Origin of the sequence: Actinomyces oris, from assembly GCF_001937665.1 — a bacterium.
GTDB classification, from domain to species: Bacteria; Actinomycetota; Actinomycetes; order Actinomycetales; family Actinomycetaceae; genus Actinomyces; species Actinomyces stomatis.
In genome coordinates this window covers 124,713-146,863 of record NZ_MSKL01000006.1, presented here as the reverse complement: position 1 = coordinate 146,863, position 22,151 = coordinate 124,713, and the positions used below count along the sequence as shown (strand labels likewise).

29 protein-coding genes are annotated in these 22,151 nt (G+C 68.1%); 24 read left to right on the top strand and 5 right to left on the bottom strand.

Annotation, left to right across the window (positions count from 1 at the left end; genetic code table 11):
• Genes rplP through rpsQ form a run of 3 tightly spaced genes read left to right on the top strand, consistent with a single transcriptional unit; the run spans window position 1 to window position 955 of the window.
• Window positions 1-420 carry a 50S ribosomal protein L16 gene (rplP, locus tag BKH28_RS02620; protein ID WP_003781881.1) on the top strand — a complete coding sequence of 140 codons (420 nt, stop codon included), beginning with the start codon at window positions 1-3 and terminating at the stop codon, window positions 418-420.
• On the top strand, window positions 420-665 hold the full coding sequence (gene rpmC / locus BKH28_RS02615) for a 50S ribosomal protein L29 (RefSeq protein WP_009403578.1): 246 nt from the start codon (window positions 420-422) through the stop codon (window positions 663-665). Before rplP ends, rpmC begins: the two co-directional genes overlap by 1 nt.
• A complete protein-coding gene (rpsQ, locus tag BKH28_RS02610) occupies window positions 662-955 on the top strand; it encodes a 30S ribosomal protein S17 (protein ID WP_003789301.1) in 294 nt (97 codons plus the stop codon). The genes rpmC and rpsQ overlap by 4 nt, the downstream gene beginning before the upstream one ends.
• 122 nt (window positions 956-1,077) lie before the next feature.
• On the opposite strand, the gene BKH28_RS13245 is transcribed toward rpsQ, so the two are convergent.
• Window positions 1,078-1,632, bottom strand: a complete 555-nt coding sequence (locus tag BKH28_RS13245) for a hypothetical protein (RefSeq protein WP_143224045.1) — start codon at window positions 1,630-1,632, stop codon at window positions 1,078-1,080.
• Window positions 1,633-3,064: 1,432 nt separating this feature from the next.
• Between BKH28_RS13245 and rplN the strand changes: the two genes are divergently transcribed.
• The 19 genes from rplN to rplQ all read left to right on the top strand — a co-directional run bounded on the left by rplN (window position 3,065) and on the right by rplQ (window position 14,261).
• Window positions 3,065-3,433, top strand: a complete 369-nt coding sequence (gene rplN, locus BKH28_RS02600; protein ID WP_003781898.1) for a 50S ribosomal protein L14 — start codon at window positions 3,065-3,067, stop codon at window positions 3,431-3,433.
• A 2-nt stretch (window positions 3,434-3,435) separates the two neighbouring features.
• Entirely contained in the window at window positions 3,436-3,780 is a 345-nt protein-coding gene (rplX, locus tag BKH28_RS02595; RefSeq protein ID WP_003781892.1) for a 50S ribosomal protein L24, read from the top strand.
• 2 nt (window positions 3,781-3,782) lie between these two features.
• A complete protein-coding gene (rplE, locus tag BKH28_RS02590; protein WP_009396382.1) occupies window positions 3,783-4,340 on the top strand; it encodes a 50S ribosomal protein L5 in 558 nt (185 codons plus the stop codon).
• A gap of 1 nt (window position 4,341) precedes the next feature.
• Window positions 4,342-4,527 (top strand): type Z 30S ribosomal protein S14, encoded by a 186-nt coding sequence (locus BKH28_RS02585; protein ID WP_003781856.1) that lies wholly within the window; start codon window positions 4,342-4,344, stop codon window positions 4,525-4,527.
• Between the two features lie 58 nt (window positions 4,528-4,585).
• Window positions 4,586-4,984, top strand: a complete 399-nt coding sequence (rpsH, locus tag BKH28_RS02580; RefSeq protein ID WP_003781870.1) for a 30S ribosomal protein S8 — start codon at window positions 4,586-4,588, stop codon at window positions 4,982-4,984.
• Between the two features lie 21 nt (window positions 4,985-5,005).
• A complete protein-coding gene (rplF, locus tag BKH28_RS02575; RefSeq protein WP_003781878.1) occupies window positions 5,006-5,545 on the top strand; it encodes a 50S ribosomal protein L6 in 540 nt (179 codons plus the stop codon).
• Between the two features lie 2 nt (window positions 5,546-5,547).
• Window positions 5,548-5,928: a 50S ribosomal protein L18 gene (rplR, locus tag BKH28_RS02570; RefSeq protein WP_003789309.1), complete on the top strand. Its 381-nt coding sequence runs from the start codon at window positions 5,548-5,550 to the stop codon at window positions 5,926-5,928.
• 34 nt (window positions 5,929-5,962) lie between these two features.
• Window positions 5,963-6,670 carry a 30S ribosomal protein S5 gene (rpsE, locus tag BKH28_RS02565; protein WP_003781868.1) on the top strand — a complete coding sequence of 236 codons (708 nt, stop codon included), beginning with the start codon at window positions 5,963-5,965 and terminating at the stop codon, window positions 6,668-6,670.
• A complete protein-coding gene (rpmD, locus tag BKH28_RS02560) occupies window positions 6,670-6,876 on the top strand; it encodes a 50S ribosomal protein L30 (protein WP_009396392.1) in 207 nt (68 codons plus the stop codon). The genes rpsE and rpmD overlap by 1 nt, the downstream gene beginning before the upstream one ends.
• 1 nt (window position 6,877) lies before the next feature.
• Window positions 6,878-7,354, top strand: coding sequence for a 50S ribosomal protein L15 (gene rplO / locus BKH28_RS02555; RefSeq protein WP_003789315.1), 477 nt, complete (start codon window positions 6,878-6,880; stop codon window positions 7,352-7,354).
• A gap of 353 nt (window positions 7,355-7,707) precedes the next feature.
• A complete protein-coding gene (gene secY, locus BKH28_RS02550; protein WP_075417357.1) occupies window positions 7,708-9,000 on the top strand; it encodes a preprotein translocase subunit SecY in 1,293 nt (430 codons plus the stop codon).
• Window positions 8,997-9,584 (top strand): adenylate kinase, encoded by a 588-nt coding sequence (locus BKH28_RS02545; protein ID WP_178388811.1) that lies wholly within the window; start codon window positions 8,997-8,999, stop codon window positions 9,582-9,584. Before secY ends, BKH28_RS02545 begins: the two co-directional genes overlap by 4 nt.
• A gap of 136 nt (window positions 9,585-9,720) precedes the next feature.
• Window positions 9,721-10,602, top strand: coding sequence for a type I methionyl aminopeptidase (map, locus tag BKH28_RS02540; RefSeq protein ID WP_075417355.1), 882 nt, complete (start codon window positions 9,721-9,723; stop codon window positions 10,600-10,602).
• A 375-nt stretch (window positions 10,603-10,977) separates the two neighbouring features.
• Window positions 10,978-11,199, top strand: a complete 222-nt coding sequence (gene infA / locus BKH28_RS02535) for a translation initiation factor IF-1 (protein ID WP_003781847.1) — start codon at window positions 10,978-10,980, stop codon at window positions 11,197-11,199.
• A gap of 33 nt (window positions 11,200-11,232) precedes the next feature.
• Complete coding sequence (gene rpmJ, locus BKH28_RS02530; RefSeq protein ID WP_003781903.1) at window positions 11,233-11,346, top strand: 50S ribosomal protein L36; 114 nt, start codon at window positions 11,233-11,235, stop codon at window positions 11,344-11,346.
• Window positions 11,347-11,511: 165 nt separating this feature from the next.
• Window positions 11,512-11,886 carry a 30S ribosomal protein S13 gene (rpsM, locus tag BKH28_RS02525; protein WP_010614542.1) on the top strand — a complete coding sequence of 125 codons (375 nt, stop codon included), beginning with the start codon at window positions 11,512-11,514 and terminating at the stop codon, window positions 11,884-11,886.
• Between the two features lie 62 nt (window positions 11,887-11,948).
• Entirely contained in the window at window positions 11,949-12,350 is a 402-nt protein-coding gene (gene rpsK, locus BKH28_RS02520) for a 30S ribosomal protein S11 (RefSeq protein ID WP_003781888.1), read from the top strand.
• Window positions 12,351-12,506: 156 nt separating this feature from the next.
• Window positions 12,507-13,508, top strand: a complete 1,002-nt coding sequence (locus BKH28_RS02515) for a DNA-directed RNA polymerase subunit alpha (protein ID WP_075417354.1) — start codon at window positions 12,507-12,509, stop codon at window positions 13,506-13,508.
• Between the two features lie 30 nt (window positions 13,509-13,538).
• On the top strand, window positions 13,539-14,261 hold the full coding sequence (gene rplQ / locus BKH28_RS02510) for a 50S ribosomal protein L17 (RefSeq protein WP_075417353.1): 723 nt from the start codon (window positions 13,539-13,541) through the stop codon (window positions 14,259-14,261).
• 162 nt (window positions 14,262-14,423) lie between these two features.
• On the opposite strand, the gene BKH28_RS02505 is transcribed toward rplQ, so the two are convergent.
• On the bottom strand, window positions 14,424-16,253 hold the full coding sequence (locus BKH28_RS02505; protein WP_143224044.1) for a tetratricopeptide repeat protein: 1,830 nt from the start codon (window positions 16,251-16,253) through the stop codon (window positions 14,424-14,426).
• A 157-nt stretch (window positions 16,254-16,410) separates the two neighbouring features.
• Between BKH28_RS02505 and BKH28_RS02500 the strand changes: the two genes are divergently transcribed.
• Window positions 16,411-17,139 (top strand): MgtC/SapB family protein, encoded by a 729-nt coding sequence (locus BKH28_RS02500; protein WP_075417351.1) that lies wholly within the window; start codon window positions 16,411-16,413, stop codon window positions 17,137-17,139.
• A gap of 12 nt (window positions 17,140-17,151) precedes the next feature.
• On the opposite strand, the gene BKH28_RS02495 is transcribed toward BKH28_RS02500, so the two are convergent.
• From BKH28_RS02495 to BKH28_RS02485, 3 genes are all read right to left on the bottom strand, one after another.
• The gene (locus BKH28_RS02495; protein ID WP_075417350.1) at window positions 17,152-18,630 is read right to left on the bottom strand and encodes an NAD(P)(+) transhydrogenase (Re/Si-specific) subunit beta; all 1,479 of its coding nucleotides are present in this window, start codon (window positions 18,628-18,630) and stop codon (window positions 17,152-17,154) included.
• A gap of 12 nt (window positions 18,631-18,642) precedes the next feature.
• A complete protein-coding gene (locus tag BKH28_RS02490) occupies window positions 18,643-20,193 on the bottom strand; it encodes a Re/Si-specific NAD(P)(+) transhydrogenase subunit alpha (protein WP_075417349.1) in 1,551 nt (516 codons plus the stop codon).
• A 189-nt stretch (window positions 20,194-20,382) separates the two neighbouring features.
• Window positions 20,383-21,138: an ROK family protein gene (locus BKH28_RS02485; RefSeq protein ID WP_075417348.1), complete on the bottom strand. Its 756-nt coding sequence runs from the start codon at window positions 21,136-21,138 to the stop codon at window positions 20,383-20,385.
• 48 nt (window positions 21,139-21,186) lie between these two features.
• Here BKH28_RS02485 and truA point away from each other — a divergent pair, with 48 nt between their 5' ends.
• Entirely contained in the window at window positions 21,187-22,074 is an 888-nt protein-coding gene (truA, locus tag BKH28_RS02480; protein ID WP_075417347.1) for a tRNA pseudouridine(38-40) synthase TruA, read from the top strand.
• The last annotated feature ends 77 nt before the right edge of the window (window positions 22,075-22,151 follow it).

Here is a 22,151-nt window from a genome sequence, read left to right as displayed (position 1 = left end):
GTGCTCATCCCCCGCCGGACCAAGTTCCGCAAGCAGCACCGCCCGCACCGCACGGGCCTTTCCAAGGGCGGCAACCAGATCGCCTTCGGTGAGTACGGCATTCAGGCCCTCGAGCCCGCCTACATCACCAACCGCCAGATCGAGGCGGCCCGTATCGCCATGACCCGTCACATCAAGCGTGGCGGCAAGGTGTGGATCAACATCTTCCCGGACCGCCCCCTGACCAAGAAGCCCGCCGAGACCCGTATGGGTTCCGGTAAGGGTGCACCCGAGTGGTGGATCGCCAACGTCAAGCCCGGACGCATCCTGTTCGAGCTCGGCGGTGTCGACGAGGCCCTCGCCCGCGAGGCCATGCGCCGCGCACAGCACAAGCTTCCGATGAAGACCCGTTTCGTGACTCGTGAGGGTGGTGACGTCTGATGGCAATCGGTTCCAAGGGCCTGACCCCCGCCGACCTCGACGGCATGGACAACGAGCGCCTCTCCGAGGAGCTCTCCAAGGCCAAGGCCGAGCTGTTCAACCTCCGGTTCGCCTCGGCGACCGGCCAGCTCGAGGACCACGGACGTCTCAAGGCTGTGCGTCGCGACATCGCCCGTATCTACACGATCGTGCGCGAGCGTGAGCTCGGTATTCGCACCGCCCCGAGCACGGAGGAGTCCAAGTGAGCGAGCAGACCAGCACCGAGAACGTCGAGCAGTCCACCGAGCGCCCTCAGCGCAAGGTGCGTCGTGGCTACGTCGTCTCCGACAAGATGGACAAGACGGTTGTCGTCCTCGTCGAGGAGCGCTACAAGCACTCCCTGTACGGCAAGGTCCTCCGTCGCTCCAAGAAGGTCAAGGTCCACGACGAGAACAACGAGGCCGGTGTCGGCGATCTCGTCTCCATCATGGAGACCCGCCCGCTGAGCGCCACCAAGCACTTCCGCCTCCTGGAGATCCTCGAGCGCGCCAAGTGACCCTCGGCTGATCGCCGCCCTCGACGACGTCGAGACGGCCCCCGACGCCGCAGCATCCCACCCGGGAGGCTGCGGCGTCGGCGTCGTTGGACCACGGCTCTTCGCGTGACTGCGAAGACTGCTCACAGAAGACCTTGTGTCAAACCTACGGCTGCGGCCCACAGTGCGTTGCCGGCTGCGCCTCCGAGAGCATTCACGAGGGTGTCTTGCCCGAGTTCCCGTATGCCTCTGGCAGCGCCATGCTTGTCCTTCTGGTCAACAGCTGTACGGATCTGTTCGACGATTGCACGGTCCGCCAACTGACTGACCTTTTCCTCAAGTTGATCAATGAGAACGGCAAGCTGTTCGTTCTGTCCGTCGTTTTGCAGCATAAGATCGCCGTTGACTACTACGATGACTGAAGCGGTTTGAGTGAGAGCGTCCTGTTGCGATTCGGTGTGCTCAGCTCTGACCGCATTGGCGTATGATCTTGCCGCTTTGGACCATCTTTCGCCCGCTCGTAGAGGCTTCTTCTCGACAAGGCCGAGTCGCCGTGCTACTCGCTGTTCGTCATCTGTAGCGATATGAAACCAGCTGTCGTCCAACTGTGCGGCAGCTGCAAGCACCTGGTTGACCAGTCCGGCCTCTTCTGAGGAGTATGAGCGTAACTTGAGACCGATAGGCTGAATCGTGTCCACTTTTCCTTCGCAACTGTAGATCAGTGGGTGGCTACGTCCTGCTAGGACTACTTCTACCTGAGGGGAAGCGTCAAGGATGGTGTTCCTGCTGAGAACTGGGGTGGCTGATGTGAGAAACCCTCCCTCGTTTGGAGGGACCACAAGATCGTTGGGTAAGAGATCCACAACCCGTCTGCGTTCAACCTCAGCCGGTGCGAGCCAGACCTTGATCGCCAGCGCAGCTAGCGGTACGGAGACTGCTGTGACAAGCCATGACAGCCAAGGGGAGGCAGAGCTAGTCCAGTACCGTGCAGTGACGGCCACCAGAAACGGTGCAGTAGCTATTGTGATCCTGAAGAATGTTAGTGGGGTGAACAGTCTGTGTGTTGGTGATGCGAGAGCGATGTCATTGAATGTTGGATGATATTTTTGCATCGGTTACCCCTTTGATGGTGGTCGATCTGATTGTGACCACGGTATGATGCGGCTCTGACATCTATTTGAGGGCCTTAATGAGGTGGTTGTTCCTGTACCGCGGAGTTCCAGGTCTATAACTGCGCCTTGTGAACGTTAGTCATGCAGAGAGGTCCCCCAGGCAGTGGCGCGTCCAAGTGTGTTTGGTGAGTCGGCTGTCAATGCCGTCCTCGCGTATGTCGATTAATGCAGTGGATGTTGGAACCTAGTGGTTTGGGGGTGATCTTCCTTGCCGCGTGCCGTCGATGTCGGACCAGGTGGTACTGCGCGAGGCATGGGCGCTATCGCTACTGGGAGAGGGGCGGGTGTACTCCGGGTGGGTGGGGACTTCGTGCAGTAGGCACAACCCCTGGGCAGTAGATCCCGATCTTCGTGGAATAGCGGACCGGGCTCAGAGCGGGCGGCCCGTCAGGCTAGGAGGCTGCCCGATCGGGCGTCCCAGGTGGCGGTGTCGTCGTGCGCTTACCGCGGGAACCGAGTCTGGTGCAGGTCGCTCCTGGCCAGCGCCGGCTGCGGACCACGGATGACAGTCAGGCGGATCGGGGACTGCGCTTTCCGACGGGGACGTCCTTGACCTCTAAAGGACGACGGTCGCGCCCCCAGTCGTCTGGAGGACAACGCAGTCCTCGGCCGGCAGGTACGTCGTCGAACAGGGGCCGGCGGCGTGCCTCGGGACGTCGGAGCAGGAAGTCCGGGAAAAGCCGGTGAGCAAAGGCACAGGCCCTGGTGGTCATCTCAGGTTCCGCGTGATACGGCGGCTGGACTAGGCTAATGGAGTTGCGCGCGCCCTCGGTGCGCCCGGCAGAGACCTCGTGCAGTCTGCGCCTGTGTCTGTCGGGAGAGCGTATCGCGGGCATCCCCTATCCCTGGGTCGGCCTCGTGCGGCCTGCGGCCGGGGGAGACGTGTGCAAGACCAGAAGAACGTTCGGCCAGGCTCAGGAGCTTCCTGAGAACCGGCTCGACGACAGGAGAACACTCAATGATCCAGCAGGAGTCGCGACTGAAGGTCGCCGACAACACCGGTGCCAAGGAGATCCTTTGCATCCGTGTTCTCGGTGGATCGGGTCGGCGCTATGCGGGTATCGGCGACACGATCGTCGCCACCGTCAAGGACGCCATTCCCGGCGGCAACGTGAAGAAGGGCGAGGTCGTCAAGGCCGTCGTCGTGCGTGCCCGCAAGGAGCGTCGTCGTCCCGACGGCTCATACATCCGCTTCGACGAGAACGCCGCCGTCATCCTCAAGAACGATGGGGAGCCGCGCGGTACGCGCATCTTCGGCCCCGTCGGCCGTGAGCTTCGCGAGAAGAAGTTCATGCGCATCGTCTCGCTCGCCCCGGAGGTGATCTGAACATGGCACGCATTAAGAAGGGCGACCAGGTCATCGTCATCGCCGGTAAGGACAAGGGCAAGACCGGTCGCGTTCTGGAGGTCCTCAAGGGCACTGACCGTGTCATCGTCGAGGGCGTCCAGCGCGTAACCAAGCACACCAAGGTGGGGCAGTCCCAGCAGGGCGCCCGCACCGGCGGCATCGAGACCGTTGAGGCACCCATCCACGCCTCCAACGTCATGCTCGTCGACCCCAAGACCAAGAAGCGCACCCGCGTGGGCTTCCGTGTCGAGGAGGGCGTGCGTCCCGATGGCCGCAAGCGCACCGTTCGCGTGCGTTACGCCAAGAAGAGCGGGGAGGACCTGTGACCATGGCTGAGAAGACCACCCCCCGTCTCAAGACGAAGTACACCGAGGAGGTGCGCCCCGCCCTGCTCAAGGAGTTCCAGCACGGCAACGTGATGGAGGTCGGGCGCGTCGTCAAGGTCGTCGTCAACATGGGTGTGGGCGAGGCCGCCCACGACTCCAAGATGATCGAGGGCGCCGTGCGCGACCTCGCTGCCATCACCGGCCAGAAGCCTCAGGTCACCCGGGCCCGCAAGTCCATCGCGCAGTTCAAGCTGCGCGAGGGCATGCCGATCGGCGCGCACTCCACGCTGCGCGGCGACCGCATGTGGGAGTTCCTGGACCGTCTGGTCTCGATCTCCCTGCCCCGTATCCGCGACTTCCGCGGTCTGAGCCCCAAGCAGTTCGACGGGAACGGCAACTACACCTTCGGTCTGACCGAGCAGGCTGTCTTCCACGAGATCGACCAGGACCAGATCGACCGCGTCCGCGGCATGGACATCACCGTGGTGACCACGGCCAAGACCGACGAGGAGGCCCGTTCGCTGCTCAAGCAGCTCGGCTTCCCCTTCAAGGAGAAGTGAGATGGCGAAGACCGCACTGATTGAGAAGGCGAACCGCAAGCCCAAGTTCGGTGTCCGTGCCTACACGCGCTGCCAGCGCTGCGGCCGCCCGCACTCGGTCTACCGCAAGTTCGGCCTGTGCCGTATCTGCCTGCGTGAGATGGCCCTTCGCGGCGAGCTCCCGGGCGTGAGCAAGTCCAGCTGGTAAGAACTTACGTCGCAGGTCCGCTGAGGAAACCACGACGAGGAAGGGCCAAGGCCCACTCATGACAATGACAGACCCCATCGCAGACATGCTGACCCGTCTGCGCAACGCAAACAGCGCCTACCACGACACCGTGTCGATGCCGTCGAGCAAGCTCAAGGTGAACATCGCTGAGATGCTCAAGTCCGAGGGCTACATCGCCGGCTACGAGGTCACGGACGCCGAGGTCGGCAAGACGCTCACGCTGAGCCTCAAGTACGGAGCCAACCGTCAGCGGGCCATCCAGGGCCTGCGCCGGATCTCCAAGCCCGGCCTGCGCGTCTACGCCAAGTCCACCAACCTGCCCAAGGTCCTCGGCGGCCTGGGAGTGGCGATCCTGTCCACCTCCTCCGGCCTCCTGACCGACAAGCAGGCCGAGTCGCGTGGCGTGGGCGGCGAAGTCCTCGCCTACGTCTGGTAAGAGAAGGAACGGAGGAAAACCATGTCTCGTATTGGACGGCTCCCCGTTCCGGTCCCTGCCGGAGTGGACGTCACTATCGACGGCCAGGACGTGACGGTCAAGGGCCCCAAGGGCACCCTGTCCCGCACGATCAGCGAGCCCCTGAGCGTCACCCGCCAGGAGGACGGCTCCATCCTGGTCACGCGCCCCGACGACGAGCGCCGCTCGCGCTCGCTGCACGGACTGTCGCGCACCCTCATCAACAACATGGTGATCGGCGTCACCGAGGGCTACAGTAAGCAGCTCGAGATCGTCGGCACCGGTTACCGCGTCGCCGCCAAGGGTCAGGGCATCGAGCTCTCCCTCGGCTTCTCCCACACCGTGACCGTCGAGCCCCCCGAGGGCATCACCTTCACGGTCGACGGCAACCTGAAGATCACCGTCTCCGGTATCTCCAAGGAGCAGGTCGGCGAGGTCGCGGCGAACATCCGCAAGATCCGTCCGCCGGAGCCCTACAAGGGCAAGGGCGTGCGCTACGCCGGCGAGAACGTGCGCCGCAAGGTCGGAAAGGCTGGTAAGTGACCATGGCTTACTCGATCAAGAGGGGCAAGGGCAACCCCCGCGCCATCGCCCGCAAGATCCGTCACCAGCGCGTGCGCAAGCACATTTCCGGCACGCCCGAGCGTCCCCGCCTGGTGGTCACCCGCTCCAACCGCCACATGGTGGCTCAGGTCGTGGACGACACCATCGGTCACACCCTGTGCGCCGCCTCCACCCTGGAGGAGGCCGCCAAGGGCGTCGAGGGCCACAAGGTGGGCGCCGCCCACAAGGTCGGCGAGCTCATCGCCGAGCGTGCCAAGGCGCTGGGCATCGAGGCAGTCGTGTTCGACCGCGGCGGCAACAAGTACCACGGCCGTGTCGCGGCCGTCGCCGAGGGCGCCCGCGAGGGCGGCCTGAAGCTGTGAGCACTAAGACGACGAGAAAGCAGAGGAACATCTGATGGCTGCACCGCAGCGAGACAGGTCCGCGTCGTCCGACGGCTCGGCCCAGCGCGAGAACGACGAGCGCCGGGGCGAGGGCCGCGGCCGCCGCGACCGCAACAACGACCGCCGCGACCGTGGTCGCGGCAACGACGACAAGTACATCGAGCGCGTCGTCACCATCAACCGCGTGTCCAAGGTCGTCAAGGGCGGCCGCCGCTTCACCTTCACGGCTCTCGTGGTCGTCGGTGACGGCGAGGGCACCGTCGGCGTGGGCTACGGCAAGGCGAAGGAAGTTCCCGCCGCCATCGCCAAGGCCGTCGAGATCGCGAAGAAGAACTTCTTCCACGTCCCGATGATCCGCCGCACCATCCCGCACCTGGTCCAGGGTGAGGACTCCGCCGGAGTCGTTCTCCTGCGCCCGGCGTCCCCCGGTACCGGTGTTATCGCCGGTGGCCCGGTGCGCGCCGTGCTGGACTGCGCCGGCGTCCACGACATCCTGTCCAAGTCGCTGGGCTCCTCCAACGCGATCAACATCGTGCACGCCACGGTGGACGCCCTCAAGCAGCTTGAGCAGCCCGAGGCCGTCGCGGCCCGCCGTGGCCTGCCCCTGGAGGACGTCGCCCCGCAGTCCATGCTGCGGGCCCGCGCCGAGGGTGAGGCCGACAAGCGCGCTCAGGCCGAGAAGCAGGAGGCCGAGAAGGCCGCTGAAGGAGTGGGTGCGTGATGGCTGAGTCCGCATCGAAGCAGATGACCAAGCAGCTCAAGGTCACTCAGGTCCGCTCTGGCATCGGGGGTACCCACCGCCAGCGCGAGTCCCTCAAGACCCTGGGTCTGCGCAAGATCCGCCAGTCCGTCGTGCGTGAGGACAGCCCCAGCGTGCGCGGCCTGATTGCCACGGTGCACCACCTGGTCACCGTTGAGGAGGTCTGAGATGGCTGACACCGAGAACACGCAGGAGGAGAAGGTGCGCGTCGTCAAGCTGCACCACCTGCGTCCCGCCCCCGGCGCCAAGAAGGCCAAGACCCGCGTGGGTCGTGGTGAGGCGTCCAAGGGTAAGACCGCCGGTCGCGGTACCAAGGGCACCAAGGCTCGTTACCAGGTCCGTCCTGGTTTCGAGGGTGGCCAGATGCCGCTGCACATGCGTCTGCCCAAGCTGCGCGGCTTCCGCAACCCCAACCGGGTCGAGTTCCAGCCCGTGAACGTCGGCCGCATCGCCGAGCTGTTCCCCGAGGGCGGCACGGTGACCGTGGAGGACCTCGTCGCCAAGGGTGCGGTTCGCAAGAACCAGCTCGTCAAGGTTCTCGGCGGCGGCGACGTCACCGTGGCCCTGACGCTCACGGTCGACGCCTGGTCCGGCTCCGCCAAGGAGAAGATCGAGGCCGCCGGCGGCACCATCGCCACGCGCTGAACGCCGGTCAGGCCGTGTCCGGCAGGGGAGTGACTCCCTGACGGGGCGGCCCTGACGAATCGCGAGAACACAGACCCCGGCGGTCCAGGGAAACCTGGGCCGCCGGGGTCTGTCGTGCCCCGACGTCGAACACCGAAACGACCACTGCGCACCGACGGTGAGGTGCCTTGGATCACCCCGCACTACCTCACCGGGACGAGACGTGAGAAAACCCGCACCTCATCGACGTTGCAACCCCGTCTCGGCGCCCAGGTGGCGAGCTGGGCGGGGTAGTCTGGGCCGGGCGCAGTTCCCCTGCGCTCCGCCTTGCTGCCCGCAAGGCCGAACCCACCCCCGAGTCCACAGGAGTTCGAGTGCTCAGCGCGTTCACCCAGGCGTTCAGAACGCCAGACCTCAGGGCGAAGCTGCTCTTCACCCTCGGCATCATGGCCCTGTTCCGGCTCGGGTCGATCCTGCCGGCCCCAGGCGTCAACCTGGCCAACGCCAAGCAATGCATCGCTGCTGCTGAGGATCAGAATCTTCTCAGCCTTGTCAACGTCTTCTCCGGTGGTGCGCTGCTTCAGCTGAGCGTCTTCGCGCTGGGCATCATGCCCTACATCACCGCCTCCATCATCATCCAGCTCCTGAAGGTCGTCATCCCCCGCTTCGAGGAGCTCCACAAGGAGGGGCAGGCGGGCACTGCCAAGCTCACCGAGTACACCCGCTACCTCACCATCGGCCTGGGCCTGCTCCAGTCCAGCACCATCGTGGCCACCGCCAGGAGCGGCGCGCTCTTCCCGACCTGCAACAAGCCGGTCCTGCCCGACGGCTCAGTCATCAACCTGCTGCTCATCATCATCACCATGACCGCCGGCACCGGCCTCATCATGTGGCTGGGCGAGCTCATCACCGAGCGCGGCATCGGCAACGGCATGTCGCTGCTCATCTTCACCTCCATCGTGGCCCAGTTCCCCTCCAACATGTTCTCCATCGCCGGAGGCAACAACGGGGCGGCCAACTTCGCCATCATCGTGGCCGTCGTCCTCCTGGCCACCCTGGCGGTCGTCTACATCGAGCAGGCCCAGCGGCGCATCCCCGTGCAGTACGCCAAGCGGATGATCGGGCGCCGCCAGTACGGCGGATCCACCACCTACATCCCGGTCAAGATCAACACCGCCGGCGTCATCCCGGTCATCTTCGCCTCATCGATCCTGGCCATGCCCCAGCTCGTCGCCGGCTTCGGCAATCAAACGAGCAAGTGGGTGCAGTGGATCATGACGCACCTGCACCAGACGCACCCGATCTACCTGACCGCCTACGGCGTCCTCATCCTGTTCTTCGCCTTCTTCTACACGGCCATCACCTTCGACGCCGAGGAGATCGCGGACAACATGAAGCGCTACGGCGGCTTCATCCCCGGCATCCGCGCCGGCGAGCCCACCGTGCGCTACCTGTCCTACGTCATCAACCGCATCACGACGGCGGGCTCCATCTACCTGGTGGTCCTCGCCCTCATCCCGACGCTCGCGGTCATCTGGCTGGACCTGGCTCAGCACCTGCCCTTCGGTGGAACCACTATCCTCATCATGGTGGGCGTGGGCCTCCAGACCGTCAAGGAAGTCAACTCCCAGCTGCAGCAGCGTCACTACGAAGGGTTCTTGTCATGAGCGCACGCATGGTTCTTCTCGGTCCCCCTGGAGCGGGCAAGGGCACCCAGGCCGCCCGGATCGCCGAGCGCCTGGGCATCCCGGCCATCTCCACCGGAGACATCTTCCGAGCCAACGTCGCCGGCGCCACCGAGCTCGGCACCCAGGCCAAGGCCTACATGGACAAGGGCGAGTACGTGCCCGACTCCATCACCAACGCCATGGTCGCCGACCGCATCGCCCAGGCCGACTGCGAGGCCGGATTCCTCCTGGACGGCTACCCGCGCACCACCGCGCAGGTCGGCGAGCTCGACTCCATGCTGAAGGACTCGGGCCTGGCACTCGACGTCGTTGTCGAGATCACCGCCGACGCCGAGGCCGTCATCGCCCGCCTGCTCAAGCGGGCCGGCGAGCAGGGGCGCGCTGACGACACCGAGCCCGTCATCCGCCGCCGCCTCGAGGTCTACGCCGAGTCCACGGCCCCGCTGGCCGACCTCTACGCCGAGCGCGACCTGCTCGTCCAGGTCGACGGCATGGGCGAGATCGACGTCGTCACCGGCCGCATCATGGAAGCCCTCGCCTCCCGCGGCATCACAGGCTCCTGAAGCCCAACCACACCGGCGGGTCGTCTGCTCACGCGGACGACCCGCCTGCGCATGCTCCGGCCCGTCCCCGTACCTGACGGGGCGCTCGTCGGAACGCCCAGGCCCACCCCGCTCCACACGACCACAGGAGGCACCCGTGCTCTCACGCGAACAGATCCAGATCAAGACGCCTGAGCAGGTCCGTCTCATGCGCCGGGCCGGGCTCGTCGTCGCCGACATCCACGCGGCCCTGCGCAAGGCGGTGCGCGCTGGGATCACCACCGCCGAGCTCGACGCCGTCTCGGCCGGCGTCATCGAGGCCGCCGGTGCCCGCTCGAACTTCCTGGGCTACTACGACTACCCGGCCACCGTGTGCATCTCGGTCAACGATGAGGTCGTCCACGGCATCCCCGGCGAGCGGGTCCTGAAGGACGGGGACCTGGTCACCTTCGACTGCGGCGCCTACATCATCGACGACAACGGCACCCAGTGGCACGGCGACGCCGCCTTCACCGCCGTCGTCGGCGGGACGTACCTGAGTGAGACCGACCGGCTCGTGGACACCACCACCCGGCGGGCCCTGTGGGAGGCCATCGCCGCCGTCGCCCGCGCCGCAGCGGGGGAGGGGAGCGGACGCGAGCTGCGCCTCAACGCGATCGGCGACGCCGTCGAGGCCGTTGTCGCGGACGTGGCCGCGCGGGAGGGCCACGAACTGGGCATCCTCCAGGAGTACGTAGGCCACGGCATCGGCACGAGCATGCACATGGCCCCCGACGTCCTCAACTACTCCGTCAAGCGGCGCGGTCCCCGCCTGCGCCCCGGCATGGTGCTGGCCATCGAGCCCATGCTCACCGCTGGCAGCCCGGCCACACGCGAGCTCGACGACGGCTGGACAGTCGTCACCCAGGACGGCTCCCACGCCGCCCAGTGGGAGCACACCGTGGCCATCGTCCCCGGCGGCGTGTGGGTCCTCACCGCGCCCGACGGCGGAGCCGAGGGCCTGGCCCCGTACGGCATCGAGCCCAAGGCACTGGGCTGAGACGCTGAGCCGGGAGCGGTTGCGAGGGCCCGTCGGGTTCAGGGCGCCCAGAGGTCGAGGACACACCTCAGGCCTCACGGACTGTGACCGGGGCGTGCGCCGTCAAGGGCGTGGGCGCGTCCTCGACGACACACGTGCCTGCGGTGTGTCAGGAAACACCGCGTGATCGCGCCATCTGGCATGGTGGAGCCCAGGCCGTCTGCCGTAAAGTTATCCGCTGGACGCGCGTCCGTCGATGACGCATGCCCTCATGTCGCATTCAAGACCCTGGTCACAGGGGATTGCCTGTGGTAGGGCCTCTGCAACGGCGACCGCGGCTGCCCGGCGGCGACGTCGTCGGGGTGAACTCGAGCGAGAAAGCACCGATGGAGGAACATGGCTAAGAAGGACGGAGTCATCGAGGTCGAGGGATCGGTCGTCGAGGCCCTTCCGAACGCGATGTTCCGGGTGGAGCTGAGCAACGGGCACGTCGTGCTCGCGCACATCTCCGGAAAGATGCGGCAGCACTACATCCGCATCCTCCCCGAGGACCGGGTGGTCGTGGAGCTGAGCCCCTACGACCTGTCCCGCGGCCGAATCGTCTACCGGTACAAGTGACATGTCGGCTCCCAGAGCCGGCGGAGGAACATCATGAAGGTCAAGCCGAGCGTCAAGAAGATCTGTGACAGCTGCAAGGTGATTCGTCGCCACGGCCGCGTCATGGTCATCTGCGAGAACCCGCGGCACAAGCAGCGTCAGGGCTGAGTCCCCGGCGCCGGGCCGCCCAGAGACCTGGACGGCCCTTTCCAGCACCCATCCCAGCGCACCCGCACCGCGGGTCCGCAACCCCCGGTTCTCGGAGGCCGGGGCCACCATGCGAGGTGGGGGAGGTGGGTGACGACCTCCGGGAGCACACAGGAGAACCACACCGTGGCACGCATTTCCGGTGTCGACCTGCCTCGCGAGAAGCGAGTCGAGATCGCACTCACCTACATCTTCGGGATCGGACGCACCCGCGCGGACGAGACCCTGAAGGCGACGGGCGTCAACCCCGACACCCGCGTCAAGGACCTCACCGAGGAGGAGCTGGTCAAGCTCCGCACCCACATCGACGGCAACTACCAGGTTGAGGGTGACCTGCGCCGTGAGGTCCAGGCGGACATCCGCCGCAAGATCGAGATCGGCTGCTATCAGGGCCTGCGCCACCGCCGCCACCTGCCGGTGCACGGTCAGCGCACCAAGACCAACGCGCGTACCCGCAAGGGCCCCAAGCGCACCGTGGCCGGTAAGAAGAAGGCCAAGTAAGCAGCAGCTCGCGCCCCGCCCAGCGGAGAGCGCAGTGACGACCTCATCACGAAGAAGGAAGAATGCCTCCCAAGACCCGCGCCGCCGCGCGCAAGACGCGCCGCAAGGACCGCAAGAACGTTACCCACGGTCACGCCTACATCAAGTCCACCTTCAACAACACCATCGTCTCGCTGACGGACCCGCAGGGCGCCGTCATCGCCTGGTGCTCCTCCGGCCAGGTCGGCTTCAAGGGCTCGCGCAAGTCGACGCCCTACGCCGCCCAGCTCGCCGCCGAGGCCGCCGCCCGGCGCGCCCAGGAGCACGGCATGAAGAAGGTTGACGTCTTCGTCAAGGGTCCCGGCTCCGGCCGCGAGACCGCGATCCGCTCCCTCCAGGCCGCCGGCCTCGAGGTCGGCTCGATCACCGACGTCACCCCCCAGGCCTTCAACGGCTGCCGCCCGCCCAAGCGCCGTCGCGTCTGAGCTTCACGGGACGACGGCGCAGCCGGTGCTGCGTCGTCGTCTCACCACGTTCCGCCCCAACGGCGGGACGCGGAGTAGGGCCGGCCCGGTCGGGCCGGCGGCTCCACCCATGAGGAACGGCGTCATATAGCGGGCGCCGCGACGAAAGGAAACCACGTGCTCATTGCACAGCGACCCACGCTCACCGAGGAGGTCTTGGTCGAGGACCGCCGCTCGCGCTTCGTGCTCGAGCCCCTCGAGCCCGGCTTCGGCTACACGCTCGGCAACTCCCTGCGCCGCACGCTGCTGTCCTCCATCCCGGGGGCGGCCGTGACCAGCGTCCGCATCGACGGGGTGCCCCACGAGTTCCGCACGATCCCCGGGGTCAAGGAGGATGTCGCCCAGATCATCCTCAACATCAAGGAGATCGTCCTGTCCTCGGAGAATGACGAGCCGGTCGTCATGTACCTGCGCAAGTCCGGTCCGAGCGAGGTCACCGCCGGTGACATCACCCCGCCGGCCGGCGTCGAGATCCACAACCCCGAGCTGGTCATCGCCACTCTCAACGAGAAGGGCAAGCTGGAGATCGAGCTGACGGTCGAGCGCGGCCGCGGCTACGTCTCCGCCAACCAGAACAAGGACCCCAACGCGGAGATCTCCCGCATCCCGGTGGACTCGATCTACTCGCCGGTCAAGAAGGTCTCTTACTCCGTCGAGGCCACCCGTGTGGAGCAGCGCACCGACTTCGACCGTCTCATCGTCGACGTTGAGACCAAGTCCTCCATCACCCCGCGTGACGCCCTGGCCTCCGCCGGTAAGACGCTCGTGGAGCTCTTCGGCCTGGCCCGTGAGCTCAACGTCGAGGCCGAGGGCATCGAGGTCGGCCCCTCGCCGATCGACGAGGCCTTCCAGCAGGACCTGGCCCTCATGATCGACGAGCTCGACCTGCAGGCCCGCTCCTCCAACGCTCTCAAGCGCGAGGGCATCCACACCGTCGGTGAGCTCGTCTCGCGCAGCGAGGCCGACCTGCTCGACATCCGTAACTTCGGCGCCAAGTCCATCTCCGAGATCAAGGACAAGCTGGCCGAGCTGGGACTCTCCCTCAAGGGCTCCCCGGTCGACTACGTCTCGGACGACGACTACGCCAACCCCACTTTCAGCGACGAGACCCAGGCCTGAGCCGGCTCGTTATTCACCTAGGAGACAACCATGCCTCGCCCCACTAAGGGTCCCCGTCTGGGCGGCAGCGCCCAGCACGAGCGTCACCTGCTCGCCAACCTGGCCACGCAGCTCATCGTCCACGAGTCGATCAAGACCACGGAGGCTCGCGCCCGTCGCCTGCGTCCCTACGTCGAGAAGCTCATTACCAAGGGCAAGCGCGGCGACCTGCACGCCCGCCGCACCGTGCTGAAGAAGGTGACGGACAAGTACGCCGTCTACCGCCTCTTCGAGGAGCTCGCCCCCAAGTTCGAGGGCCGCGAGGGCGGATACACCCGCATCATCAAGACGACCCCCCGCAAGGGTGACAACGCCCCCATGGCGGTCATCTCCCTGGTGCTGGAGCCGGTTGCCCGCAAGGAGATCGTGGAGGACGCGGTCGCCACCGCCAAGAAGGCCGCCCAGAAGGCCGTCGCCGACGAGGACAAGGCCGAGAAGGCCACGACCGAGAAGGCTGAGGAGAAGGCCGACAAGGCGGAGAAGGCTGACAAGGCCGAGTACGCCGGCGCGGTTCGCCTCGAGGAGGGCGCCACGGACGCTCCCGACGACGATCACCTGGTCAAGGGCAACGAGGACTCCATGAAGTACCACGTTCCCGGCTCGCGCTGGTATGACGCCACGGTCGCCGAGGTCTGGTTCGCCAGCGCCGAGGACGCCGAGGCCGCGGGCTTCGCCCCCGCCGGCGGCGCCGCCGCCCAGAAGGTCGAGAAGTGAGTCAGAGCTGACGCTCTGAGCGAGAACTCCGGGGAGGGCCGGTCACCCAATGGTGGCCGGCCCTCCCCGCGTGTTGTGCAGATGGCGACTGACGGCGTTGTCACTGACCGGATTCTGGAACGCCCCTTCCTCGCGCCAGCACCGCCGGGCCGGCAGCGGCCTTCAGAGGCTTCCGACGGAGGCCTCCAAGGCTCTTTGCTCCGTCATGGTCTCGCTCTCCTGGCGGATGCGGGCGGCGTCGGCCTCCCTGCCCGCCCACTCGAGGACTGACGCATAGGTTCCCAGGGCGTCGGCGAGCCCCTGGCTGAAGGCCTCCGGGTGCCTGCGGGCCAGACTCCGGTAGGCGGCGACCGCCTCCCGCGCAGTCTCCAGGGCCTCGCTGCGGTGACCGGCCTCGGCCAGGCGCTTGGCGAGCCGGTGCAGGCACGGGGCCAGCGCCGGGGCATGAGTCGCCGGGTCGCGCTCGGCCAGCTCCCGGCGGATCACCGCCGTCTCCCGGATCGCAGCCAGGGCGGCGGAACGGTCCCCGACATCCCCCAGGCACGTGGCCAGATTGTGCAGGCAGGCGGCCAGGTCCGGCCTGTAGGCAACCGGATCGATCTGCGTCAGGCTCCGGTAGAACGTCACCGCCTCCTGCACCGCGGCCAGCGCTTCATGCGCACGCCCCGCCCGGCTGAGGTTCAAGGTGAGGATATTGAGCGCCCGAGCCAGATCGGCGGTATGAGGGGCCGGGTCGGCGCGGACCAGCCGCCGGTAGATGTCAATGGCCTCCCAGGCCACCGCGAAGGACTCCTGCAGCTGCCCGGCCGTGTACAGGTCGACGGCGAGCACGTACAGGGACTCGGCCAGAGCCGGGGTGTCAGCGCCGGAGCTGCTGTGCACCAGGGCGCGCCGGATGCTGACCACCTCCCGCGCCGCAGCCAGCGCTCGGTCCAGCTTGTCGGCGTCACGCAGGCAGGCGGCCCGGACCGTGAGGGCGTCGGCCAGGTCGGGCAGGTGGGTCTCGGGGGCGCTGTGGGCCAGAGCGCGAGCGACGCCGACCGCCTCCTCAGTCGCGGCGAGCGCGTCACGGTGCCGACCCGCGTCGCTCAGGCGTCGAGCCAGAGTCCCCAGGGCGTGAGCGACCTTGGGCGAGTAGAGCGCCGGTGTGCGGCGAGACAGCCCTCGGTAGAGCGCGGCGGCCTCCTCGGCCGCCTCCAGGGCCTCGTCCCGGCGCCCGACGGCGGCCCCACAGGCGGCCAGGGCCTCCATGGCACCGGCAAGATCACCGGTGCAGGAACCGATCTCATCCTCATCGAGGCGGCGGAAGAGAGCCACGGCCTCCCGGGCCTGCTCGAGGGCCTCATCGACATAGCCCACCGTGCGTAGCCTGGGTGCCAGACGTACCAGGTCCGCCGCGAGCCGGCGGACCTGTGCATCCGGATCGACCCGGGCCAGACGCCGTCGGACAGTGAGGGACTGCTGGGCGGTGACGAAGGTGCCGCTCGGCCGACCGGACTCGCTCAGACAGCAGGTGAGCGTGGTCAGCGCCTCCGCCAAACCGGTCTCGTCGCCGGAGGGATCACTCCGGTTCAGGCTCCGGTAGAGGTCGACGGACTCCTGCGCGCTGGCCAGGGCGTCACGCAGGTCTCCGGAAGCGCTCAGGTCGATGGCGAGCCGGCACAGAGCCCTAGCCAGGCCGGGGGCATGGGCGTCGTAGTCGTGTCGGGTCAGGCGCCGTCGGAGCCGGGCCGTTTCTCGCGAGACCGCGACCCCCTCACGGATGCGGCGGGCCTCGCGCAGGCGGGCCGCCATGATGGACAGCCCCTCAGCGAGGTCGGCCAGGTAGGTGTCCGGGGCGAGGCGGGCCAGGCCCCGGAGAACCTCGCAGGCCTTCCGTGCGGCATCCAGCGCCTCCCCCCGACGGCCCGACTCGGCCAGGCGCTCACTGAGCTCCAGCAGCCGACCGGCGCGAGCGGCCCCCTCGGGGGTGGTGCAGGGGGAGGTCGACACGTCTGACAAGCCTCAGGAACTGGGGGACCGGTGGTGGGCTCACGCTAAACGGTGCGTGAGAGCCGCCGCGATGGGGAGATGTCACCGGGGACGCGCCCCGCCAGCTGCTCCTTTAGAATCGGCGCAGTGCCGGCGGGGTGCCGGCGGGACAGGCACAGTGATCGCAGGGAAGGGAGTCGGTGTGAACACGCTGTTCAGCCTGAACCACGTGGGGGTTCAGGTCGTCGCGATGCTCGCCACCTTCCTCCTGTGCCTGACCCTGGGCGCTGAGCGCCACCTGCGCCACAAGGACGCCGGCGTCAAGACGCACGTCCTGGTGGGGCTGGGTTCGTGCCTGTTCACCCTTGTGTCCGCCTACGGCTTCGCCCCGATCACCGGCGCGGATGTCGCGGTGGACCCCAGCCGTGTGGCCGCGCAGATCGTCTCCGGTATCGGCTTCCTGGGAGCCGGGGTCATCTTCGTCAACAACGACACCGTCCGGGGCCTGACCACCGCCGCGACCGTCTGGCTCAGCGCCGCCATTGGCATGGCCTGCGGGGCGGGCATGATCCCCCTGGCGGCCACGGCGGTCGCGCTCGACTACATCGTCGTCCTGTTCCTGGGTCCCCTCACCTCGCGCCTGCAGCGCCGCCGCGGCGAGGTGACCGTGCGCATCGACTACGAGATCGGCAGCGCCATCATGCCCGAGATCCTCCAGGTCGCCACCGCATCGGGCTTCACCGCCACCTTGGAGGAGACCGAGGTGACCCGCGGCGAGCACGGTCGCACCATGAACGCCGTCATGCGCTTCCACGGGCAGCGGCCCGCCGCCAACCTCATTGAGGCCCTCTCCGGGCTCGACGGCGTCGACGGCGTCGAGCGCCTCGAGGGAGGCCGGCTCGACTGAGCCCGGCCCCTCCTACTCCAGGGCGCGGATGATGGCCTCGACCGTGTCCTTGGCGTCGCCGAAGAGCATCGAGCTGTTCTCCCGGAAGAAGAGCGGGTTGTTGACCCCGGCGTAGCCGGTCGCCATGGAGCGCTTGAAGACGATGACCCGGCTCGCCTCCCACACGTGCAGCACCGGCATGCCCGCGATCGGGGAGCCCGGCTCCTTGGCGGCCGGGTTCACGGTGTCGTTGGCGCCGATGATGAGGACGACATCGACCTCGTCGAAGGAGTCGTTGACCTCATCCATCTCCAGGACGATGTCGTAGGGGACCTTCGCCTCGGCCAGCAGCACGTTCATGTGCCCGGGCAGGCGCCCCGCCACCGGGTGGATGCCGAAGGTGACCTCCACGCCTTCCGAGCGCAGCATCTCGGTCAGCGTGGCCACCGGGTACTGGGCCTGGGCGACGGCCATCCCGTAGCCGGGGGTGATGACCACGCGCCGGGCGGACTGCAGCAGGTGAGCCACCTCGCCGGCACTGGTCTCATGCACCGTGCCCTCCTGCCCCGAACCACCCGTGGCGGCGCTGGTGGAGTCGGTTCCGTAGCCGCCCAGCAGCACCGAGACGAAGGATCGGTTCATGGCCTGGCACATGAGGTAGGACAGGTAGGCCCCCGAGGAGCCCACCAGCGCCCCGGTGATGATGAGCAGGTCGTTGTCCACCATGAAACCGGTGAAGGCGGAGGCCCACCCCGAGTAGGAGTTCATGATCGAGACGACCACCGGCATGTCGCCGCCACCGATGGCCAGCACCAGGTGCGCACCCAGCGCCAGCGCGATGAGCGTCATCACCGCCAGGAAGGCCCAGCCCGCGCCGGAGCCGGCCGGCGCCATCATGAAACCGACCATGAGAACCAGGGAGCCGATGAGCGCCCCCAGGTTGAGCAGGTTGCGGCCCGGCAGCGTCAGGGGTCTGCCCGGCACACGGCCGGCCAGCTTGAGGGCCGCCAGGACCGACCCGGTGAAGGTCACACCGCCGACGAACACTCCTAGGAAGACCTCGCCCAGGTGGAAGGCCCCCAGCGGGGCGGACAGGGCGTCGGGGGAGACGTAGGAGTTGTAGCCCACCAGGACGGCCGCCAGTCCCACCAGCCCGTTGAGCACGGCGATGAGCTGGGGCATCCCGGTCATGGCCACGCGCTTGGCCACCACCAGCCCGATGACCGAGCCCAGGGCCAGCCCCATGGCGATGAGCAGCAGCGTGGGCAGCACGCCCCGCGCCGGGTGGTTGCTCAGGGCCAGGCCGATCGCGGCGAGCACCGCCACCGCCATGCCGACGGCTCCTGCCACGTTGCCGGCCACGGCCGTCTCATGGCGGGACAGGCCGGCCGCGGCCAGGATGAACAGGATCGCGGCGGCGATGTAGGCCAGGACCACCGGCGAGGGCAGCGACGGCACGGCGGCGATCAACGTGCTCGACGACGTGGCCGGCATCAGGATGTGAGTCATCATCTGCTCCTCACCTCAGTCCTTCGTGAACATGGCGAGCATGCGGTGGGTGACCGCGAAGCCGCCGACGATATTGATCGTGGCCAGGACCACCGCCGCCAGGCTGATGGCGCTGATGAGCGGATGGGGGTGGCCGACCTGCGAGATCGCCCCGACCAGGATGATTCCCGAGATCGCGTTGGTCACCGACATCAGCGGCGTGTGCAGGGCAGGGGTCACGTTGGAGATGACGTGGAATCCCAGGATCACCGAGAGCATGAGAACGATGTAGTGGCTCGTGGCGGCCGACGGCGTCACCAGCACCAGGGCGGCGGCCACGAGGGTCGCGGCGGCCAGCCCCAGCCACTGCCGGGAGCGCGAGCGCGCCTGGGCCGCGCGAGCGGCCTCCTGAGCGGCCGCGTCGTCGGCGGTCGTCTGCTCCGGTTGGCTCGGGGCGGGGGTGGCCGAGACCTGGATCGGGGGAGGGGGCCACAGCAGCTCGCCGTCGTGGGTGACCGTGATGGCCCGGACCACCTCGTCATCCAGGTCCAGGGTGAGGGCCCCGTCCTTGTCGGGGGTGATCAGGCCCAGCAGGTTGACGATGTTGCGCCCGTAGAGCTGGGTCGCCTGCGCGGGCAGCATCCCCGCCAGGTCCGTGTGCCCCACGATCGTGACGCCGCCGTCGGTGGTGACCACCTGCCCGGGCACCGTCAGCTCGGTGTTGCCGCCGGTGGCCGCCGCCATGTCGATGATGACCGTTCCGGGGCGCATGGCCTCGATCGCGGAGCGGTCCAGGAGTACCGGTGCCCGACGCCCCGGGATGCTCGCCGTGGTGATGACGACGTCGGACTCGGCGGCCTGCTGGGCGTAGAGCGCGTTGGCCGCACTCGCCTGATCGGCGCTCAGCTCCTTGGCGTAGCCGTCGGAGGACACCTCCTGGGCGCTGGGCAGCGGCACGAACTGCGCCCCCATGGAGCGCACCTGGTCGGCGACCTCCGGACGCACGTCGGAGCCGCGCACCTGCGCGCCCAAGGAGCAGGCGGTCCCGATCGCGGACAGGCCGGCCACGCCCGCACCGATGACGTAGACGGTGGCGGGCGGGAACTTGCCGGCGGCGGTCACCTGCCCGCTGAACAGCCTGCCCAGGTGGGAGGCCGCCTCGATGACGGCGCGGTAGCCGGCCAGGTTCGCCTGCGAGGAGAGCACGTCCAGCGACTGCGCCCGCGAGATCCTCGGGACCACGTCCAGGGCCAGACCGGTGATGCCGCGTTCCCGCAGCGACTCAAGGATCTCGGGATGGCGCGCCGGGTCCAGCCGGCAGATGAGGACCGCGCCCCGGCTCATGAGCGCCAGGTGCTCCTCACCGGGGGCCGAGGCGCTCACCACGACGTCGCTGCCCCAGACCTGGGCCCCGCCGGCCACCTGGGCCCCGGCGGTCTCGTAGGCCTCGTCGGGGAACTGCGCCCGCGCCCCGGCGCCGCGCTCGACCAGGACCTCGTAGCCCAGACGGATCATCCGCTCCACCGTCTGCGGGCTCGCAGCGGCGCGCGGCTGATCGGCCGGCTCACAGGGGACTCCGATACGCATAGTGCCTCCTTGCACGATCTGGGTGCCGTCGTCGGCATGTCACAACAAACTATCGGCAAGATAGAAGGTGATGAAGCCCTCGGCAAGGGACTGTTGGTGCCGGACCGAGGAGATGGGCGACGGTGCGTGTCGGAGAGGAAGCCAGTGCTCCGTGGGAGAGGGGGCCGGCGACGGACGGAGTAACGAGAATTAGGGACGGGCCATGTCCCAGCAGCGGGCGCCCCCGGTCATACCGGCCTCGTTGGGGACCACGACGACGTCGTCGCCGATCTTGGCCAGCTGGGTCGCCGTGATCCGCCGCGAGTTGCCGCCGCCCAGGTAGAGGCGGTCCCACAGGTACATGGGGCGCAGGGCGTCGACGACGCGGCGCACCCGGCGAGACCAGTGGGCGTCGCCCAGACGCAGACGCTCGTGCTCGCCGATGTAGTCGTCATAGGTCAGCCCCCAGCGCACCGGCCCCTGGGAGACCTCCACGTGCGGGGCCAGGAGGCCGTTGTCGAAGACGGCGTTGCCCAGGCCCGTGCCCAGGGTCACGATCATCTCCAGCCCGTGGCCCGTGACGACGCCGGCCCCGGCGACCTCGGCGTCGTTGAGGACCAGGGAGGGGATCCCCAGGGCCTTCGAGACGCCGGCACCCATGTCGAAGCGGGCCCAGGCCTCCACCAGCTCGGGCAGCACCTTGGAGCGCGGGCCGTCCTTGGTGATGTAGTGAGGTGTGGCGATGACGACCCCGTGGCGGATCATGCCCGGCATCCCCACCGTCACCCGGTCCGCGCCCGGCAGCTGGGAGGCCAGTGAGGCGATGGTCTCCACCAGCTTCGTCGGCGGCAGCGGGTAGGGGGTCGGGGTGCGCACGGCGCGGGAGATGATGTTGCCCTCGGAATCCAGCACCGAGGCCTTGATGCCGCCGCCTCCGCAGTCCACGGACAGGGTCGTTGTGCTCACGGCCGCGAGCCTAGTGGAAGCGCGAGGCCGGTGCGGTTCAATGAGGGCATGCCACGCATCCGCCTCGACCTGGCCTACGACGGCACCTTCTTCTCCGGGTGGGCCGCCCAGCCCGGGCTGCGCACCGTCGAAGGGGTCCTCACCTCCGCCCTGGCCACCGTTGTGCGTGAGCCCGTCAGCCTCACCGTGGCCGGACGCACCGACGCCGGCGTCCACGCCGCCGGCCAGGTGGCCCACCTCGATACAAGCCCCGAGGCCTGGGCCGCGCTGCCCGGACGCTCCGAGCGCCTCCCCGAGGAGGCCCTGCTCACCCGGATGGCGGGCGTCCTGGCCCGCGAGGCCCAGGAGAGCCTGGCGCGCACGCCGCGTGGGGCCGGCGACGTCGTCGTCACCGGGGCGCGTACCGTGCCGGAGGTCTTCGACGCCCGCTTCGGCGCCCTGAGCCGCCGCTACAGCTACCGGATTGCCGACGCCGGCGCCCCGCGTGACCCCGCCCGGCGCACCACCGTCCTGTGGCTGCCCGATGCGCTCGACGTCGAGGCCATGGCCGCTTCCGCCCGCACTCTGCTCGGTGAGCACGACTTCCTGTCCTACTGCAAGCCCCGCGACGGCGCCACGACGATCCGCACCCTGCGCGCACTGGAGTGGCGACGGTCCGAGGCCGGACCGGATGCCGGGCTCGTGACTCTGACCGTCGTCGCCGACGCCTTCTGCCACTCCATGGTCCGATCCCTGGTGGGGGCCGGCCTCGCCGTCGGTCAGGGACGCAAACCCGTCACCTGGCCCGGCGAGCTCCTGGCCGCCCGCACGCGCCAGAGCGCCGCCCCCGTCGCCCCGCCGCACGGGCTGACCCTGGAGGAGGTCACCTACCCGGCCGACGACGAGCTCGCCGCACAGGCCGAGCGCGCCCGCACCACCCGGCGTCTGAGCTGCTGATCCGCGGCCAGGAGCCCACTAAGTCGCGTGGTGCGATTCACGGAACTGGAAAGCCACACCTTTTGACCCCTCCGCAG

Excerpts from the sequence above, each read along its gene's own strand:
- rpmC (WP_009403578.1), top strand. The coding sequence starts at position 420 with ATGGCAATCGGTTCCAAGGGCCTGACCCCCGCCGACCTCGACGGCATG.
- rplN (WP_003781898.1), top strand. The coding sequence starts at position 3,065 with ATGATCCAGCAGGAGTCGCGACTGAAGGTCGCCGACAACACCGGTGCC.
- rplX (WP_003781892.1), top strand. The coding sequence starts at position 3,436 with ATGGCACGCATTAAGAAGGGCGACCAGGTCATCGTCATCGCCGGTAAG.
- rplE (WP_009396382.1), top strand. The coding sequence starts at position 3,783 with ATGGCTGAGAAGACCACCCCCCGTCTCAAGACGAAGTACACCGAGGAG.
- BKH28_RS02585 (WP_003781856.1), top strand. The coding sequence starts at position 4,342 with ATGGCGAAGACCGCACTGATTGAGAAGGCGAACCGCAAGCCCAAGTTC.
- rpsH (WP_003781870.1), top strand. The coding sequence starts at position 4,586 with ATGACAATGACAGACCCCATCGCAGACATGCTGACCCGTCTGCGCAAC.
- rplF (WP_003781878.1), top strand. The coding sequence starts at position 5,006 with ATGTCTCGTATTGGACGGCTCCCCGTTCCGGTCCCTGCCGGAGTGGAC.
- rplR (WP_003789309.1), top strand. The coding sequence starts at position 5,548 with ATGGCTTACTCGATCAAGAGGGGCAAGGGCAACCCCCGCGCCATCGCC.
- rpsE (WP_003781868.1), top strand. The coding sequence starts at position 5,963 with ATGGCTGCACCGCAGCGAGACAGGTCCGCGTCGTCCGACGGCTCGGCC.
- rpmD (WP_009396392.1), top strand. The coding sequence starts at position 6,670 with ATGGCTGAGTCCGCATCGAAGCAGATGACCAAGCAGCTCAAGGTCACT.
- rplO (WP_003789315.1), top strand. The coding sequence starts at position 6,878 with ATGGCTGACACCGAGAACACGCAGGAGGAGAAGGTGCGCGTCGTCAAG.
- BKH28_RS02545 (WP_178388811.1), top strand. The coding sequence starts at position 8,997 with ATGAGCGCACGCATGGTTCTTCTCGGTCCCCCTGGAGCGGGCAAGGGC.
- infA (WP_003781847.1), top strand. The coding sequence starts at position 10,978 with ATGGCTAAGAAGGACGGAGTCATCGAGGTCGAGGGATCGGTCGTCGAG.
- rpmJ (WP_003781903.1), top strand. The coding sequence starts at position 11,233 with ATGAAGGTCAAGCCGAGCGTCAAGAAGATCTGTGACAGCTGCAAGGTG.
- rpsK (WP_003781888.1), top strand. The coding sequence starts at position 11,949 with ATGCCTCCCAAGACCCGCGCCGCCGCGCGCAAGACGCGCCGCAAGGAC.
- rplQ (WP_075417353.1), top strand. The coding sequence starts at position 13,539 with ATGCCTCGCCCCACTAAGGGTCCCCGTCTGGGCGGCAGCGCCCAGCAC.
- BKH28_RS02495 (WP_075417350.1), bottom strand. The coding sequence starts at position 18,630 with ATGATGACTCACATCCTGATGCCGGCCACGTCGTCGAGCACGTTGATC.
- BKH28_RS02490 (WP_075417349.1), bottom strand. The coding sequence starts at position 20,193 with ATGCGTATCGGAGTCCCCTGTGAGCCGGCCGATCAGCCGCGCGCCGCT.
- truA (WP_075417347.1), top strand. The coding sequence starts at position 21,187 with ATGCCACGCATCCGCCTCGACCTGGCCTACGACGGCACCTTCTTCTCC.